Consider the following 15,096-nt stretch of genomic DNA (forward strand, 5'->3'; position numbering starts at 1 on the left):
GGGTGGGGACTCGTCCGGGTTTCTCGTTGGGCGCGTCGCTTCAGGAGAACGCGCCCGACCTCATTGGCGTCCTCAGCGGACGCTGGCTACCGCGTCGGAACGGCCGTCGTTGATCGTCACCCAAACGCCGGAATTCTCCGTCGATTGGCGCTTGAGATAGGTGTAGTCGGTGTCCGTCCAGGCCAGCACCTTGGTTTGCAGGTTATCGAGGATGAACTCGCCGAGGCTGGTGCGCACGGTCAGCACGGCGTGGCCGTCGCCATTGGGCTGGCGCGCAACCGTCATCAGTAGGTCGCCGGCCGGCACGCCCGCATCCATCAGCTCGCGGCGCTTTTCCAGCGCGTAGTCCTCGCAATCGCCGTAACCATTGTCCGGGTAGGCCCAATATTCCTCGACACCGTAGTTTTCCACGTCGGTGCGCGGCTTGACGCGGGTGTTGACCGAATTGTTGATGTTGACGATCGTCGCCCAAAGCTTGCGGCTCAGGTCGACTGGCGCGCCCTTGGGGGTCTTCTCGTTGCATTCGCCAGGAATGCGCTGGCAGAACTCATAGTGGCCAACAGGTTGCGTGGTGCGGCCGCCGGTATGCATATAGGCCGGTCCCGCGGCATATGCTGATCCCCAGGCGGAAAGCTGCAGCGCCATTGCCATCAGCAACAGCTTGCCCCTCATTTTTTTCATTATTCAGTCTCCCCGTTCGAAGGGGACATTGCCACGGCTGGATTTATTTGACGCAAAAGTGCGAAGTAGATATTAAGTAAAACGCCCGTAGAATAAACATAAAATTTGAATCATTTGAGTATTGAATTGTTTGGGTTGCGGCCTGGATTTCGACGATCTCGGCCTCGCGCGAACCCGTCTCCGCCTATGACGACCTGCTTGTCCGAGGGCATATGGATCGCCGCTGCCGGAATCAAAAACCGGCCGCGCGGGCCGGTTTGATGGGCGTGCTTCGCGGTCCCGTCAGGCGCGTGGCGTGTTGAATTCCGAATCGAGCGTTTCGGGGCGCTGGATGACGGCGAATTCGATGGCGACGCCATCTTCGAAATGCCGCACGATCTGGCCGCGCATCGTGCCGAGCATGACCTGGACGCCGATCGCCGGTTTGACGTCGATCTCGATCGCGGCGCCCGACAGCGACAGATCGATGATCCGGCACTGATACTGGCGGCCGTCGGTGAGTTGCAGCACGCTGGTCGGGTTGCGTGGCGCGACGCGCTCGTGGCGGCGGTCTTCCGGCAGGTCGAGCTCGTGCTTGTTGGCGAGCCAGGTCAGCTGCGCCGCGAGCTTGTCCTTCTTGCGGTCGGATGCGATCACCGTCATGGCGAAGCCGTCCTGGAGCGTGCGTGTCACGACACCCTCGATGCGGCCGATATGGTCGATATACGCGATGACTTTTTCGCCGGGCATGCCGATGCGGTCGGTGCGAAGCGCGACATTGCCGGGCGACATGTCCACCACCTGGCACGGGTGCTCGGTGCGGTCCTCCAGCATGAATCGTCCGTATATCTTGACCCGGACGCGCTGAAAGTTACGCCTTTCAGCTTGGGACGGCGCGTAGTCGACCGCCGCTGACCTCATGACTGACTACACCCCGTTTGGCATTCCCGCGCGTGGATGCGAGGAACTTCATCAGAGAAGTACAACAAAGCGGGTTAACAAAGGGGAAAAACCAGCCTGCAAGACCGTGCGATCATCAACTATCCTCGCGGCCGCCGTCGAAGACGACGAGATGGCGGATTCGGCGCGCCCGGCCAAGCGCCGAGATCGTGTCGGGAGCCTCGATCTCGTCGGGAACGAGCGAGGGAACGTCGATCGCCGGACGGTTGCCCAGCAGCTCTTTTTCCGGGTCGATGACGCGGATGGAATCGATCAAGGCGTCCGTGATCGGATCCGCGCCCAGCCAGAACGGCTTTTCCACGGCGCTGATCACGCCGAGGCAACGCGGATTTTCGATGCCGCCGTCGAGCGGCAGGGCCAAAAGTTCGAATTTGTTGGAGCGGCCGTTGCGGCTGAAGCCCTCGAAAATGATCAGCACGACCGATTTCTGGTCGAAAACCCCGTGAATCAGGCGCGAAACCAGCCGCTGATCCTTCTCGCGCCACAGCGAGGGGAAGGAGAACCCCTTGAGTTCGCGCCCGTAACAGGCGCAGAGCCTGGTGCCGGCCAGACGAAATACAGGCTGCCCACGCGTGTCCTTTTCCAGGATGAACGTATCGGCCAGCAGCGACTTGATATCGGCCGGCTCGACTTCCGATCGCTTCGGAGCGGGGCGTCCGTCACGCAGGCGGTTCCAATAGTGGAACAGCGTGATCGATCCGTTTTGGTTCATACTAAAAAGCTCCGCGCATTCTGTCGTCTGATGTCCCATCGGTGAACAGAAGGGCGCCCTCCGATGACCTACATGCGTTGCGGAGCAGGAAGCGTGCCAGCGTCGTTAACACTTGTTCACGGGTCGGGGCCGTTAAGGTTAACAAGTGGTTTACGTTGCGCCGTGACGAGCGCTGTGGCACACCAAAACCACTCCAGAAGCGGTCGTTTCGCGACGATCGGCAGCACTTCAGTCAAGAGTTTTAGGGGAGCAGGGGGCTCGACCGGCCGTTCAAGGGAAACCTTGGACGGCTTCTTTTTGATTCGCGGCGGGCGATTCGGAGCGGGACGATTCGCCGTTTGCGGTTCCATCGGCGGTGATCTAGATGCTGGCCAGACCGAACCAGCCCCAGACCTAGTCAGCCCCAGGCCTAGTCAGCCCCAGGCCGAACCAGCACCGAGCGCGATTTCAGATGAGCGAACCGCAAAATCCGTCCCAGCCCGAACCGGCCGAAGCCATGCCGCCGCCGGCGCGTGAGCCGGTGTTCAACCTGCCGCCGATCGTGCTGGCGGTGATCGTCATCTGCGCGGTCGTCTATCTGATTGAAAACTATCTGCTTACGCCAGCGCAGGATAACGCATTCGTTTCAAACTTCGCTTTCATCCCGGTCCTCTACACCGGCCAATACGGGTTCGACTGGTTTCTTTTCACGCGGCCTTTCACCTATGCCTTCATGCATGGCGGCTTTGCCCATATCGCCATCAACATGGTCTGGCTCGCCGCCTTTGGCTCGCCGCTGGCCAATCGGCTCGGCGCGCTCCGGTTCGCATTGTTCTTTGCCGCCACCGGATTGGCTTCGGTGGCGCTCTTCTGGGCGATGCATCCTTACGGAGAAGCGCCGCTGGTTGGCGCATCGGGGGCCATATCGGGCATGATGGGCGCCGCGGCGCGTTTCGGCTTCCGCACCGATCGTTTGGCCGGCAAGGCGGGCTTCGCCGGTCCGGTGCTGCCGATCTCAATCGTGTTGCGCCTGCGCGGCGTCGTCATCTTCCTGGCCGTGTGGATGATCATCAATCTCGCCACCGGTCTCCTCGGTTTCGCGCCGGGCGTGGACGGCCAGGTCGCCTGGGAGGCCCATATTGGCGGCTTTGTCGCGGGCTTCTTCGGCCTGCGCTGGTTCGACAGGGGGTGGCAAGCGCCCGAATGGGAGACCTCCGAGCGTACTTGAAATGCAACCGATCACGGCGCACCATGTTCACTCTTATGTGAAAGCCGGTCAGGGCAGGAACCGGTTGGCAAAGTAGAGGAGGAGGACGCCATGACGGTTAAGGCCATTCTCGAGCAAAAAGGCCACGACGTGTTGACGCTCGGGCCGAACGAAAAACTGAGCGAAGCCATCCGCATCCTTGCCGAGCACAGGATCGGCGCGCTGGTCATCACCAATGGCGATCGCAAGATCGTCGGTATCCTGTCGGAGCGCGACATCGTGCGCGTGGTCGCCAGGGAAGGCGGCGCCGCCCTCGATATCCCGGTGCGTTCGGCCATGACGCCGAAGGTGAAGATCTGCAATGAGAACCACACCGTCAACGAGGTGATGGAGATCATGACCAGGGGTCGTTTCCGCCATCTGCCGGTGGAAAAGGACGGCCTGCTGGACGGGATCGTGTCCATCGGCGACGTGGTCAAGCGCCGCATCGAGGATGTCGAGCGCGAGGCCGAGGAAATCCGGGCCTACATCGCCACCGCCTGAGCGGTGAAAGCAACCGCCGGCCGAATGCCGGCCGGCGGCGCCAGGAGACTACCGGTTGTCGAGTTCGGAGCGGACGAGTTCCAGCCCGCGCCGGGTTATGCGGTAAGGCCCGCCGCCCGACGACGAAACCGCCTTCTTGCGTTTCAGCTTTCGAAACAGGTCGAGATCGACACCGGGATAATGCCAACCGTCGCGGGTCAGGCATTTGACGGAAGCGATCCGTTTCTTGTCGTTCTTTTCGATTTCAATGCGTCCGCCTTGCGCGAGCAAGTGCAGGACCCGCTGTTCAATGCGCGAAATATCCATGTGAAGAGTTTCCGGGAAAACGAAAAATGCCGCCGCCGCGAAGCCTCGCGGCACGGGGTTTCAGGTTTTCTGCCCTGCCTCATCGAGAGGTCAGGGCCTTACCGGGACTGAGCGTAAGTGGACATCCACTCTCCATTGGGATGGATGCCCTATAGGGGAAAGCGGCGCAAAAGGCCAGCCAGCGGCTTTGCGCTTGTCTCGCGGAACGGTTTGCACTAGCGAGGTTGGACACCAAATATGCGTGCGCGCATATTCAGCAGTTCCAATCTGTAGGCCGCCATGTCTCTCATCGATACCCGCACGCCCGACGCAAAACGCCTGATATCCGGCGCCACCGGCGACTGGGAAATCATCATCGGGCTTGAAGTGCACGCGCAGGTCATCTCGCAAGCAAAACTCTTCTCCGGTGCGGCGACCGCTTTCGGCGCGGCTCCCAATGCCAATGTCAGCCTGGTCGACGCGGCGATGCCCGGCATGCTGCCCGTCATCAACGAGGAATGCGTCAAGCAGGCAATCCGCACCGGCCTGGGGCTGAAGGCGGCGATCAACCACAAGTCGGTCTTTGATCGGAAGAACTACTTCTATCCGGACCTGCCGCAGGGCTATCAGATTTCGCAGTTCAAGCAGCCGATCGTCGGCGAGGGCACGGTGATCGTCTCCGTCGGCCCCGACCGCCAGGGCGAGTTCGAGGACATCGAGGTCGGCATCGAGCGCCTGCACCTGGAGCAGGATGCCGGCAAGTCGATCCACGATCAGCATCCGACCATGTCCTATGTCGACCTCAACCGTTCGGGCGTGGCGCTGATGGAGATCGTTTCCAAGCCCGACATGCGTTCCGGCGACGAGGCCAAGGCCTATGTGACCAAGCTGCGCACCATCATGCGCTATCTCGGCACCTGCGACGGCAACATGGACGAAGGCTCGCTGCGCGCCGACGTCAACGTCTCGGTGCGCCGGCCAGGTGGCGAGTTCGGCACCCGCTGCGAGATCAAGAACATGAACTCGATCCGCTTCATCGGCCAGGCCATCGACTATGAGGCGCGCCGGCAGATCGCCATCCTTGAGGATGGTGGCAAGATCGACCAGGAAACGCGCCTGTTCGACGCCGTCAAAGGCGAGACGCGCTCGATGCGCTCCAAGGAAGAGGCGCACGACTATCGCTATTTCCCCGATCCCGATCTTCTGCCGCTGAAATTCGATCAGGCCTATGTCGATGCCCTGGCCAAGGAATTGCCGGAACTGCCCGACGACAAGAAGGCGCGGCTGATCACCTCGCTCGGCCTCTCGACCTATGACGCCGCTATCCTGGTGTCGGAAAAGTCGATCGCCGACTATTTCGAGAAGGTGGCTGCCGGCCGTGACGGCAAGCTCGCCGCCAACTGGGTCATCAACGATCTGCTCGGTCAATTGAACAAGGCCGGCAAGGACATTGAAGATGCTCCGGTTTCGCCCGAACAGCTGGGAGCGGTCATCGACCTGATCAAGGACGGCACCATCTCCGGCAAAATTGCCAAGGACCTGTTCGAGATCGTCTGGAACGAGGGCGGCGATCCGCGCCAGCTCGTCGAGAGCCGCGGCATGAAGCAGGTCACCGACACCGGCGCCATCGAAAAAGCGGTCGACGAGGTGATCGCGGCCAACCCCGACAAGGTCGAACAGGCGCGCGCCAAACCGACCATGGCCGGCTGGTTCGTCGGCCAGGTGATGAAGGCGACCGGCGGCAAGGCCAATCCGCAGGCCGTCAACGACCTCGTCAAGGCCAAGCTGGGTATCGAGTAGGGGCATGTTCGTGCGCACCGCCGGGGATCGCGACCTCGCAGCCGTCCGGGCGCTGCTGGTCGAGACCTGGCATGCCACCTATGACGCGATCTACGGTGGCGAACGGGTCACCGAGATCACAAATGAATGGCACTCCATCGCTTCGTTGAAGGCCAGGCTGGTCAAGCCGAGCAGCGAGTTCCTCGTTGCCGATGACGGCAAGCGCATCGGCGGCATGGCGTTTGCCGAAGCCGTCGGTGACGGCGGCGTGGTTATGCTCAGGCAGCTCTATGTGCTTCCCGCGCTGCAGGGCCGAGGTATCGGCGGCATGCTGCTCGACGAAATCATCGAGAGTTTTCCGGAAGCCCACGGGATTCGCCTCGAAGTGGAAGAGAAGAACTCGCGCGCGATCGCCTTCTATCAGGCGAATGGCTTCGTCCAGGCAGGCCGCACCGAGAATTGCGGCTCCGCCGGCTCGGCCATCCCGGCGCTGATCTATGAACGGATCCTTGCCGCCTGAGCCCCGTTGGGGCGTGATCACCTTCGCGCGAGCGCGCGTCCCGGGCTTTGTTTTCGTTTGACGGCCCTGATCTCCGGCACCAAAGCTGCTTGGGCCGTGCGAAGGCCGGAATAAACCGACACGCACGGGATGGCTTTGGGGGAACCATGCCAAGCTTGCCGGAATTGATGCCGACGCAGGTGTCGGACGAAACCTTTGGTGGCGTCACCTACCACATAGCGAGCGAACTGGTGCCTGTGCTCTCCGTCGATGTGACGCGGATGCCTGTCTATTTCGAGCACCACATCCTGCTGTGGAAGAATTCCACGATCACCATCGGCCTGAAATCGATGAAGGGTGCGCTGAAGCGCATGATGGCCGGCATGCAGATCTTCGTCACCGAAGCGTCGGGGGCGGGCATCATCGCCTTCAGCCGCGACGGACCGGGTCACATCGTGCCGATCCACCTGCGGCGGGGCGAGGAGATTCAGGTACGCGAGCACCAGTTTCTGGCTGCCACCGGCAATGTCGACTACACGTTCGAGCGCGTGCGCGGCCTGGCGACGATGCTGTTCGGGCAGAGCGGCTTCTTCATCGACCGGTTTCGCGGCGACGCCGGGGACGGCATCGTCTGGCTGCATGGTTATGGCAATGTTTTTGAAAAGACGCTCGCCGCTGGCGAAACCATCGACATCGAGCCCGGCGGCTGGCTGTTCAAGGATGCCTCGGTCAGGATGGAAACCAAGATCGACCGGCTGTCGAGCGGCTTCTTCGGTGCCAATATGAACTTCATCGTCAACCGCTTCACCGGCCCCGGCAGGGTCGGCATCCAGTCGATGTACCTGCATATGCCGACCGAGGAATAGGCTCGGAGGCGGAACCGGACGGATGAAAGCCTGTGCCAGCGCGAACGCGGCGGGACTTATCTCCGGTTCGGTTTCCCCTGCGCCTTGGCAGTGTCGAACCTGCGAACCGTGATCGAACGCACGAGCGCCGATCAGGCGGCCGGAACACCCACATTGTCGATCAGCCTGGTTTTACCCAGCCATGCGGCGGCGAGAACGCGGCCCGCGCGGTCGTGCCGCCATGGGGCCAGTGTCAGGCTTTCGCGGGCCTCGACATAATCGACCTTCTGGAAGCCGACGGCGATCAGGGCGCGGCTCGCATCGGCGATCGTTTCCTCTTGGCCAGCGCCCGCCGCCAGTGCCGCCGCGGCCTTGCGCAGGATGAGGTTGAGCTGGCGGGCGATCTGGAGTTCGGCTTCATCGAGATAGGCGTTGCGGGACGACATGGCCAACCCATGCGCGTCGCGTATGGTCGGTGCGCCGATGATCTCGACGGGCAGGTCGAGGTCGCGGCAAAGCTGCCTGACGACGCAAAGCTGCTGGTAATCCTTTTCGCCAAAGATGGCGACGTCGGGGGCCGCCTGCAGGAGAAGCTTGGCGACCACGGTGGCGACGCCGTCGAAAAAGGTCGGGCGAAAGTCCGTTTCGAGCCCGGCTGACGGGCCGCCGACCGAGATTTTCGTGGCAAAACCAGCCGCATACATCTCGCCGACATCAGGCGTGAAGGCAAGATCGGCCTTGGCTGTCGACAGCATGTCGAGGTCGCGAGCCAACTGGCGCGGATACTTGTCGAGATCCTCGCTCGGCGCGAACTGCGTCGGGTTGACGAAGATCGACACCACGCATCGATCGGCTCTTTCGAGGGCGATCTTGACCAGCGAAAGATGCCCGTCATGCAAGGCGCCCATGGTCGGTACCATGGCGATGCGCAGCCCGGCGCGCCGCCAGTCACGGGTTCGCTCGCGAAGTGCTGCAACGCTGTCGACGACGTCGGGCCGGCTCATGCTTCATCCCCGCCACTTGTTTTCGAAAAGACATGGACACGGCCGGGGAATTCGCGGTCCCGCACCTCCAATGCGTAGCGCTCGGCGGCATGCGCGATCACGCTGCGCAGATCGGCGTATTGCTTGACGAATTTCGGCACGCGGTCGACGGTCAGCCCGACCATGTCGTCGATGACCAGGATCTGGCCGTCGCACTCGCTGCTGGCGCCGATGCCGATGGTTGGAATGGCGATGCGGTGGGTGATGTCGGCGGCGACCGTCTCGATCGTGCCTTCGATGACCAGGGAAAACGCACCGGCCTGCTCGACCGCGAGCGCGTCGGCCAGCAGGGCGGCGACAGTCTCGTCCGTGCGGCCCTTGATCTTGTAGCCACCGTCCTTTTCCACCGATTGCGGCTGCAGGCCGATATGACCCATGACCGGGATGCCGGCGGCGACGATCGCCGCGATCTGCGCGGCCACATCGACACCGCCCTCGAGTTTCACCGCCTGGCAGCCGGTCTCGCCAATGATGCGCCGCGCCGAGGCCACGGCTTGCGCGGCCGAATCCTCATAGGTGCCGGCCGGCATGTCGATGACGACGCATGCCCTGGCCGAGCCCCGCATCACGGCCTGGCCGTGCGCGATCATCATCTCCAGCGAGGCGCCCAGCGTGGTCTCATGGCCATGCAGGACCATGGCAACGCTGTCGCCGACCAGGAGCAGGTCGACATGAGGATCGAGCAGGCGGGCGATGGGATAGGTGTAAGCGGTAAGGCAGACGATCGGCGTGCCGCCCTTGCGGCGGCGAATCATGTCGGCGCCGATGCGAATGTCGGTGGTCGGCAATTGCGTGGCCAATCGTCGCCTCCTTCAGCCCGCCGCTGGAGTGGACTTCCGCATGGGCGCGCAGAGCTTTAGAAAGAGCGGCGAGGCTTGGCAAGCGCGCATCCAGCCACCCCGGGGGATCACAGGCCCAGGGATCACAGGCTTGTGTCGGATCCCTGGCGCGCCATTTGCGCGCTCCCGTGGCAAAACCCTTGCCTTCGCGAAGGCCTGACGCCATAAGCAGGAAACGGGCGCCGCCAGCGCGAGGGTTCTGAGATGAAGACTTTCCTGACGCAGTTTTTCACCTGGTGGAACAGCCAGACGCTGGGAACGCGCCTGCACACCTGGCGCTACGGCAAGAGGGTCGGCCAGGACGAGACCGGCAATGTCTACTACGAAGGCGGCATCGATTCGGAAGGCCGTACGCGCCGCTGGGTCATCTACCGCAACTATTCGGAGGCGTCGGCCATCCCGCCGGGCTGGCACGGCTGGATTCATCATCGTGTCGATGTCGCTCCCCCCAGCGATGACTACCAGCCGCGCGACTGGCAAAAGCCGCATTTGCCCAATCTGACCGGCACGCCCTCGGCCTATCGCCCGAAGGGCTCGGTGCTGACCAACCAACACCGCCCGCAGGTCACCGGCGACTACGACGCCTGGACGCCGGGCTCGTAACGGCGCGGCTTATAACGGTAAGGTGCAGGCCGGTCCTTTATCGCCACAATTGGTGTTTAGCTGCTTGCTGATCAGAAAACGGCGACTAGCCTTGGCGATCGACGGAATCACCTGGGCGCGAACCACCGGTACCCCTGCATGAGCTTTTTCAACCTGATATCGACGGGCGGTCTGACGCTAGCCGCCAGCCTCGCCGTCGGCGCCGCCGCCTTTGCGGCGTCGCCCGCGCCCGCCGCCACGGCGCCGGCGCCGCCCGCAGGATCGGATCGCATCACCAACCCGGTCGCCGAGTTCGCCGGCATCGACAAGATCACCGGCCGCATCATCACCTTCGATGTTTATATCGACGAGACGGTGCAGTTCGGCGCCCTGCAGGTGACGCCGCGCGTCTGCTATTCCCGGCCGCAGAATGAAGAGCCGAAGACCGATTCCTTCGTCGAGGTCGACGAGATCACGCTCGACCGCAAGATCCGCCGCATCTTCACCGGCTGGATGTTCGCCGAAAGCCCTGGTCTCAACGCCGTCGAGCACGCCGTCTATGACGTCTGGCTGAAGGAATGCAAGCAGAAGTCGGATGTGCCGGCGCCCGATGCTGGCAACAGCGCCGCGACCAAGGCCGACGGGGCGAAAGTCGACGCCTCGAAGCCAGCCGCGCCCAAGCCCGCCTCGGCCAGGCCGAAGCCCGCGGCCACTCCCGACGCGGCAGAGCCCGACGACGCAGTGGAATCGGATACCACGACCACCAACTGATCCGTTGGAACCGCCATGGCTGGCGCGCGTTGGACCATCACCACGCGCCCGGAGGATATGCCGATGTCGGACAGCAAGCGGATCACCGCCAACAAGGCCGAGTTGCTGGAGCTCGAAAAGGGGTTCTGGACCGGTGACGCTGCCTACTTCGCCGCCAATGCGGATACCGAGTGCCTGGTGGCGTTTCCGCAAATGGCCAAAGCGATGGACAATGCCGATCTGGCCAAGACCGCGACCAAGCCCAATCGCTGGCGCGATCTCGACATCGAGCTCAAGGGAATAATCGAGCCGGGCAGCGATATCGTCATGCTGACTTACGAAGCGCATGCGACGCGCGAGAATGGCGAACCCTACGCGGCGCTGGTCAGCACCGGCTACGTCCACCGCGTCAACGGCTGGAAGATGATGTTCCATTCGCAGACGCCGATCGAGGCCACCGCCAAGTAGGCCTTGATCCCTAAGGAAAAAAGACCGCCTCACCCTTCAGCGCGTCGGCCAGCATCTTTTCATACTTGCCGCGCGGCACATCGACCGCGCCGAAGCGCTTGAGGTGCTCGGTGGTGAACTGCGTGTCGAGGAGCGCAAAGCCGCGCGCCTTGAGGCGCTCGACGAGATGCACTAGGCAGGTCTTCGAGGCGTCCGTCTCCCTGGAGAACATGCTCTCTCCGAAGAACACCCGTCCGAGCGAGACGCCATAGAGACCGCCGACCAGCCGCTCCTCGCGCCAGGCCTCGACGGAGTGGCAATGGCCCATGCGGTGCAGTTGCACATAGGCCTCGCGGATCGGTGCGTTGATCCAGGTCGAGCGGCGCTCTTCGCGCTTTTCGGCGCAGCCGTCGATCGTCGCCTCGAAATCGAAGTCGAAACGGATGTCGAACAGGTGCCTGCGGATCGTTTTCATCAGGCTTTTGGGGGTGTGGAACCCGTCGAGCGGAATGATGCCCCGCGTCTCCGGCCGCACCCAGAACACTTCCGGGTCGCCGGCACTTTCGGCCATCGGGAAGACGCCCGAGGCGTATGCCTTGAGCAGAAGGTCGGTAGGGATGCGATAGCCTGGCGCGTAGGGACGGGTCATCGCATCATCATGGCGCCAAGTTGGCCTATTCACCCTTGGCCAGGTATTTTTCCAGCCAGTGGATATCGTAGTCGCCATTGGCGATGTCGGCATTGCCGACGAGGTCGCGAAACAGCGGCAACGTCGTCTTGATGCCGTCGACGACGAATTCGTCGAGCGCCCGGCGCAGCCGCATCATGCATTCGACGCGGTTGCGTCCATGCACGATCAGCTTGCCGATCAGGCTGTCATAGTAGGGCGGGATCTTGTAGCCGGAATAGACCCCGGAATCGACGCGGATGCCGAGGCCGCCGGGCGTGTGAAAATGGGTAATCGTGCCGGGCGATGGGGTGAAAGTGCGCGGATCCTCGGCATTGATGCGGCATTCAATGGCGTGGCCATTGAACTTGATGTCTTCCTGCTTGACCGAAAGACCACCGCCGGAAGCGACCCGGATCTGCTCGTGGACCAGATCGATGCCGGTGATCGCTTCCGTCACCGGATGCTCGACCTGCAGGCGCGTGTTCATCTCGATGAAATAGAACTCGCCATTCTCGTACAGGAACTCGATCGTTCCGGCGCCCGAATAGCCGAGATCGGCAATCGCCTTGGCGCAGATGCCGCCGATGCGGGCCCGTTCCTCGGCGTTGAGCGCCGGTGAATTGGCCTCTTCCCAGACTTTCTGGTGGCGCCGTTGCAGCGAGCAGTCGCGCTCGCCGAAATGCACGCCGCGGCCGAAGCCGTCGCCGAACACCTGCACCTCGATGTGGCGCGGCTTTTCCAAGTATTTCTCGATGTAGACCGCGTCGTCACCGAAGGCGGCCCCAGCTTCCGAGCGGGCCGTCTGCAAGGCGACCTCGAGGTCGGCTTCGGTAAGCGCCACCTTCATGCCGCGCCCGCCGCCGCCGGCCGATGCCTTGATGATCACGGGGTAGCCGATCTCGGCGGCGATCCGCTTGGCTTCTTTTTCCTCGGTCACGGCTCCATCGGAGCCGGGCACCACCGGAATGCCAAGGCGTTTTGCCGTGCGCTTGGCCTCGATCTTGTCGCCCATGACGCGGATGTGGTCGCCGGTCGGACCGATGAAGGTGATGTTGTGCGCGGCCAGAATGTCGGCGAACTTGGCGTTCTCCGACAGGAAGCCGTAGCCCGGATGCACAGCGTCGGCGCCGGTGATCTCGCAGGCCGCCACGATCTGATGGATGTTGAGATAGCTGTCACGCGACGGCGGCGGACCGATGCAGACACTTTCGTCGGCAAGCCGCACATGCATGGCGTCGGCGTCGGCGGTCGAATGCACCACCACCGTCTGGATGCCGAGTTCCTTGCAGGCGCGCAGCACCCGAAGCGCGATTTCGCCGCGATTGGCGATGAGGATCTTCTGGAACATCCGGCCCGCTCTACTCGATCACGACGAGCGGCATGCCGTATTCGACCGGCGTCGCGTCCTCGAACAGGATCGCCGTCACCGTGCCGGCGCGCGGCGAGGGGATCTGGTTCATGGTCTTCATCGCCTCGATGATCAGGAGCGTCTGTCCTTCCTTGACCTTCTGGCCGACCTCGATGAACGGCTTGGCGTCCGGCGACGGCGCCAGATAGGCGGTTCCGACCATGGGCGAAGGGACGGCGTTCTTGGACACGTCGACCGCCGCCGGGGCAGCTACGACGGCGGATTGGGATGCGGCCGCCGGCGCGTAGGCCGGTTGCGGCGCGGCGATCGCATGGACGGTGGGCGCCTGCCGCGACACCCGCACCTTCAGATCGCCGAGTTCAACCTCGATCTCGGTCAGGTTGGTGTCGTTCAGTATGCCCGCCAGATCGCGGATCAGTTGCTGGTCAACACCGGTCTTCTTTATCGACATTTTCGAGCCTTCTGTTTGTGGGCCGGTCATAGGCGTGCGGCCAGCGCCTGTAGCGCAAGCTGGTAGCCGAGCGGCCCAAAGCCACAGATCATGCCGACAGCGACCGGCGCGACCATGGAGACGTGGCGGAACGGTTCCCGCGCATGGATGTTGGAAAGGTGAACTTCGGCGACCGGCAACGGCGCGACCGAACGGATGGCGTCGTGGATCGCGATCGAGGTATGGCTGTAGGCGCCTGGGTTGATGACAATGCCGGCGGCCTTGTCGCCGGCTTCCTGGATCCAGTCGACAAGATCGCCTTCATGGTTCGACTGGCGGAAATCGATCTCGATCCCAAGCGATTGTCCCGTCTGTTTGCAGTCATCCGCGATGGCGGCAAGCGTCTTGCCGCCATAGATGCCCGGCTCGCGCTTGCCGAGCGCGTTGAGATTGGGACCGTTCAGGACGAAAACCGTTTTCAAAAAAGCCGACCTTTTCCGGCGCCGGCGTCAAGCCGGCGCGCTGGGCCTCTATACCGGGCATAGTCGCCCGCGGAAAGAGCGCAAGTGCGTTCTTTCACTGTCCGCAACAGGCCGAAATGCGCCAGTGAAGAAAACCGCTCGCCGATCAAAGCGCGGCTTTCGCCGCCTCGATCTTTTCGGCGAGCACTTCCTGCCCGAGCGCTCCGAACACGACCTCGTTGCCGACGACGTAGGACGGTGTTCCGGTGATCTGCAGCTTGTTGGCGAGATCGTAGGTCTTGGAGAAGGCCTCGGTGATCGACGGATCCTTCATTTTCTCGCGCAGTGTCGCCTCGTCGGCGCCGAGCGAAAGCGCGATCTTCATCGCGGTTGCCTCGGTGGCGCGCCCCTGGCCGCCGAGCAGCGCGTTGTGGAATTCGCCGTACTTCTCCGGCTTCATCAGATGGAACGCCATCGAAACGACGCTCGCCTTCTGCGAATCCGGGCCGAGGATCGGGAACTCCTTGAGCACGAAACGCAGATCCGGATCGGACTTGGTCAGGGCCCGCATGTCCTCGATGGCGCGTTTGCAGAAACCGCAATTGTAGTCGTAGAACTCGACGATGGTGACCTTGCCGTTCGGGTTGCCGACGACGCCGTCGAAGGTGGAGTTGAAGATCTGGTCCTTGGCGTTCTTGATGACGCCGAGTGCGGCGAGCCGCTGTTCTTCCTTCTGCTTGGCCTCGAGCGCGTCCTGCACTTCGAGCAGCACTTCCGGGTTCTTCAGCAGGTAGTCGCGGATGATTCCCTCGACCTCGGCGCGGTCGATTTTGGTATCCGCCACGGTGGTCTGGGCCGGCTGCGTCGCCTGGGCAGGCTGCGTCGTTCCGGCCTTCGCGACCTGAGGATTGCCGGCCACGAAACCGAAAGCCAGCATGGCAAGGGCGACCGCAACCCCCGTGGTGCCCAGCAGCAGTGCCTTTTTCATCGTTCTCGTTCCTTCTGCCTGTGTTCCGGTCTGGCTGTGTCGCAGCAC

Annotated in this window: 19 protein-coding genes; 8 read left to right on the forward strand and 11 right to left on the reverse strand. The window is 62.8% G+C overall.

Translation table 11 applies throughout. The annotated features are described in order from the left end of the window. Nucleotides 1-72: 72 nt before the first annotated feature. The 3 genes from LB569_RS06360 to LB569_RS06370 all read right to left on the reverse strand — a co-directional run bounded on the left by LB569_RS06360 (nucleotide 73) and on the right by LB569_RS06370 (nucleotide 2,332). On the reverse strand, nucleotides 73-681 hold the full coding sequence (locus tag LB569_RS06360) for a transglutaminase-like cysteine peptidase (protein WP_224691525.1): 609 nt from the start codon (nucleotides 679-681) through the stop codon (nucleotides 73-75). Between the two features lie 282 nt (nucleotides 682-963). Then, nucleotides 964-1,581 (reverse strand): PilZ domain-containing protein, encoded by a 618-nt coding sequence (locus LB569_RS06365; RefSeq protein WP_095204357.1) that lies wholly within the window; start codon nucleotides 1,579-1,581, stop codon nucleotides 964-966. A 115-nt stretch (nucleotides 1,582-1,696) separates the two neighbouring features. Next, the gene (locus LB569_RS06370) at nucleotides 1,697-2,332 is read right to left on the reverse strand and encodes a PAS domain-containing protein (protein WP_140710391.1); all 636 of its coding nucleotides are present in this window, start codon (nucleotides 2,330-2,332) and stop codon (nucleotides 1,697-1,699) included. Nucleotides 2,333-2,783: 451 nt separating this feature from the next. Between LB569_RS06370 and LB569_RS06375 the strand changes: the two genes are divergently transcribed. Together LB569_RS06375 and LB569_RS06380 are read left to right on the forward strand one after the other, a co-directional pair. After that, nucleotides 2,784-3,539, forward strand: coding sequence for a rhomboid family intramembrane serine protease (locus LB569_RS06375; RefSeq protein ID WP_224691526.1), 756 nt, complete (start codon nucleotides 2,784-2,786; stop codon nucleotides 3,537-3,539). A 90-nt stretch (nucleotides 3,540-3,629) separates the two neighbouring features. Beyond that, nucleotides 3,630-4,061 (forward strand): CBS domain-containing protein, encoded by a 432-nt coding sequence (locus LB569_RS06380; RefSeq protein ID WP_149904984.1) that lies wholly within the window; start codon nucleotides 3,630-3,632, stop codon nucleotides 4,059-4,061. A 48-nt stretch (nucleotides 4,062-4,109) separates the two neighbouring features. Here LB569_RS06380 and LB569_RS06385 read toward each other — a convergent pair whose 3' ends face one another. Further along, nucleotides 4,110-4,367 carry a YjhX family toxin gene (locus tag LB569_RS06385; protein WP_224691527.1) on the reverse strand — a complete coding sequence of 86 codons (258 nt, stop codon included), beginning with the start codon at nucleotides 4,365-4,367 and terminating at the stop codon, nucleotides 4,110-4,112. Nucleotides 4,368-4,646: 279 nt separating this feature from the next. Here LB569_RS06385 and gatB point away from each other — a divergent pair, with 279 nt between their 5' ends. From gatB to LB569_RS06400, 3 genes are all read left to right on the forward strand, one after another. After that, nucleotides 4,647-6,146 carry an Asp-tRNA(Asn)/Glu-tRNA(Gln) amidotransferase subunit GatB gene (gene gatB / locus LB569_RS06390; RefSeq protein WP_224691528.1) on the forward strand — a complete coding sequence of 500 codons (1,500 nt, stop codon included), beginning with the start codon at nucleotides 4,647-4,649 and terminating at the stop codon, nucleotides 6,144-6,146. Between the two features lie 4 nt (nucleotides 6,147-6,150). Then, nucleotides 6,151-6,645, forward strand: coding sequence for a GNAT family N-acetyltransferase (locus LB569_RS06395; RefSeq protein ID WP_224691529.1), 495 nt, complete (start codon nucleotides 6,151-6,153; stop codon nucleotides 6,643-6,645). A gap of 146 nt (nucleotides 6,646-6,791) precedes the next feature. After that, nucleotides 6,792-7,490 (forward strand): AIM24 family protein, encoded by a 699-nt coding sequence (locus LB569_RS06400; RefSeq protein WP_224691530.1) that lies wholly within the window; start codon nucleotides 6,792-6,794, stop codon nucleotides 7,488-7,490. A 131-nt stretch (nucleotides 7,491-7,621) separates the two neighbouring features. Here the strand turns inward: LB569_RS06400 and panC are convergent, their stop codons facing one another. Then, nucleotides 7,622-8,473 (reverse strand): pantoate--beta-alanine ligase, encoded by an 852-nt coding sequence (gene panC, locus LB569_RS06405; protein WP_224691531.1) that lies wholly within the window; start codon nucleotides 8,471-8,473, stop codon nucleotides 7,622-7,624. After that, nucleotides 8,470-9,312 (reverse strand): 3-methyl-2-oxobutanoate hydroxymethyltransferase, encoded by an 843-nt coding sequence (gene panB / locus LB569_RS06410; RefSeq protein ID WP_224691532.1) that lies wholly within the window; start codon nucleotides 9,310-9,312, stop codon nucleotides 8,470-8,472. Before panB ends, panC begins: the two co-directional genes overlap by 4 nt. A gap of 243 nt (nucleotides 9,313-9,555) precedes the next feature. Between panB and LB569_RS06415 the strand changes: the two genes are divergently transcribed. From LB569_RS06415 to LB569_RS06425, 3 genes are all read left to right on the forward strand, one after another. Beyond that, nucleotides 9,556-9,954: an NADH:ubiquinone oxidoreductase subunit NDUFA12 gene (locus tag LB569_RS06415; RefSeq protein WP_140710365.1), complete on the forward strand. Its 399-nt coding sequence runs from the start codon at nucleotides 9,556-9,558 to the stop codon at nucleotides 9,952-9,954. A gap of 138 nt (nucleotides 9,955-10,092) precedes the next feature. Continuing rightward, nucleotides 10,093-10,704: a DUF2155 domain-containing protein gene (locus LB569_RS06420; protein WP_224691533.1), complete on the forward strand. Its 612-nt coding sequence runs from the start codon at nucleotides 10,093-10,095 to the stop codon at nucleotides 10,702-10,704. A 63-nt stretch (nucleotides 10,705-10,767) separates the two neighbouring features. Next, nucleotides 10,768-11,151 carry a hypothetical protein gene (locus tag LB569_RS06425; protein WP_224691891.1) on the forward strand — a complete coding sequence of 128 codons (384 nt, stop codon included), beginning with the start codon at nucleotides 10,768-10,770 and terminating at the stop codon, nucleotides 11,149-11,151. Nucleotides 11,152-11,161: 10 nt separating this feature from the next. On the opposite strand, the gene aat is transcribed toward LB569_RS06425, so the two are convergent. The 5 genes from aat to LB569_RS06450 form a co-directional block, all read right to left on the reverse strand. Beyond that, nucleotides 11,162-11,779 (reverse strand): leucyl/phenylalanyl-tRNA--protein transferase, encoded by a 618-nt coding sequence (aat, locus tag LB569_RS06430; protein ID WP_224691534.1) that lies wholly within the window; start codon nucleotides 11,777-11,779, stop codon nucleotides 11,162-11,164. A gap of 25 nt (nucleotides 11,780-11,804) precedes the next feature. Next, complete coding sequence (gene accC / locus LB569_RS06435; protein ID WP_224534485.1) at nucleotides 11,805-13,148, reverse strand: acetyl-CoA carboxylase biotin carboxylase subunit; 1,344 nt, start codon at nucleotides 13,146-13,148, stop codon at nucleotides 11,805-11,807. Between the two features lie 10 nt (nucleotides 13,149-13,158). Beyond that, complete coding sequence (gene accB, locus LB569_RS06440; protein WP_224534486.1) at nucleotides 13,159-13,620, reverse strand: acetyl-CoA carboxylase biotin carboxyl carrier protein; 462 nt, start codon at nucleotides 13,618-13,620, stop codon at nucleotides 13,159-13,161. Nucleotides 13,621-13,646: 26 nt separating this feature from the next. Beyond that, complete coding sequence (gene aroQ / locus LB569_RS06445) at nucleotides 13,647-14,081, reverse strand: type II 3-dehydroquinate dehydratase (RefSeq protein ID WP_140710355.1); 435 nt, start codon at nucleotides 14,079-14,081, stop codon at nucleotides 13,647-13,649. Between the two features lie 145 nt (nucleotides 14,082-14,226). Beyond that, nucleotides 14,227-15,048, reverse strand: a complete 822-nt coding sequence (locus tag LB569_RS06450) for a DsbA family protein (protein ID WP_140710353.1) — start codon at nucleotides 15,046-15,048, stop codon at nucleotides 14,227-14,229. Nucleotides 15,049-15,096 lie beyond the last annotated feature (48 nt).

It is taken from the genome of Mesorhizobium sp. BH1-1-4 (assembly GCF_020165665.1).
In the GTDB taxonomy this organism is placed as follows: Bacteria; Pseudomonadota; Alphaproteobacteria; order Rhizobiales; family Rhizobiaceae; genus Mesorhizobium.

Coding starts and splice junctions, on each gene's coding strand:
- LB569_RS06360 (WP_224691525.1), bottom strand. CDS start 681: ATGAAAAAAATGAGGGGCAAGCTGTTGCTGATGGCAATGGCGCTGCAG.
- LB569_RS06365 (WP_095204357.1), bottom strand. CDS start 1,581: ATGAGGTCAGCGGCGGTCGACTACGCGCCGTCCCAAGCTGAAAGGCGT.
- LB569_RS06370 (WP_140710391.1), bottom strand. CDS start 2,332: ATGAACCAAAACGGATCGATCACGCTGTTCCACTATTGGAACCGCCTG.
- LB569_RS06375 (WP_224691526.1), top strand. CDS start 2,784: ATGAGCGAACCGCAAAATCCGTCCCAGCCCGAACCGGCCGAAGCCATG.
- LB569_RS06380 (WP_149904984.1), top strand. CDS start 3,630: ATGACGGTTAAGGCCATTCTCGAGCAAAAAGGCCACGACGTGTTGACG.
- LB569_RS06385 (WP_224691527.1), bottom strand. CDS start 4,367: ATGGATATTTCGCGCATTGAACAGCGGGTCCTGCACTTGCTCGCGCAA.
- gatB (WP_224691528.1), top strand. CDS start 4,647: ATGTCTCTCATCGATACCCGCACGCCCGACGCAAAACGCCTGATATCC.
- LB569_RS06395 (WP_224691529.1), top strand. CDS start 6,151: ATGTTCGTGCGCACCGCCGGGGATCGCGACCTCGCAGCCGTCCGGGCG.
- LB569_RS06400 (WP_224691530.1), top strand. CDS start 6,792: ATGCCAAGCTTGCCGGAATTGATGCCGACGCAGGTGTCGGACGAAACC.
- panC (WP_224691531.1), bottom strand. CDS start 8,473: ATGAGCCGGCCCGACGTCGTCGACAGCGTTGCAGCACTTCGCGAGCGA.
- LB569_RS06415 (WP_140710365.1), top strand. CDS start 9,556: ATGAAGACTTTCCTGACGCAGTTTTTCACCTGGTGGAACAGCCAGACG.
- LB569_RS06420 (WP_224691533.1), top strand. CDS start 10,093: ATGAGCTTTTTCAACCTGATATCGACGGGCGGTCTGACGCTAGCCGCC.
- LB569_RS06425 (WP_224691891.1), top strand. CDS start 10,768: ATGTCGGACAGCAAGCGGATCACCGCCAACAAGGCCGAGTTGCTGGAG.
- aat (WP_224691534.1), bottom strand. CDS start 11,779: ATGACCCGTCCCTACGCGCCAGGCTATCGCATCCCTACCGACCTTCTG.
- accC (WP_224534485.1), bottom strand. CDS start 13,148: ATGTTCCAGAAGATCCTCATCGCCAATCGCGGCGAAATCGCGCTTCGG.
- accB (WP_224534486.1), bottom strand. CDS start 13,620: ATGTCGATAAAGAAGACCGGTGTTGACCAGCAACTGATCCGCGATCTG.
- LB569_RS06450 (WP_140710353.1), bottom strand. CDS start 15,048: ATGAAAAAGGCACTGCTGCTGGGCACCACGGGGGTTGCGGTCGCCCTT.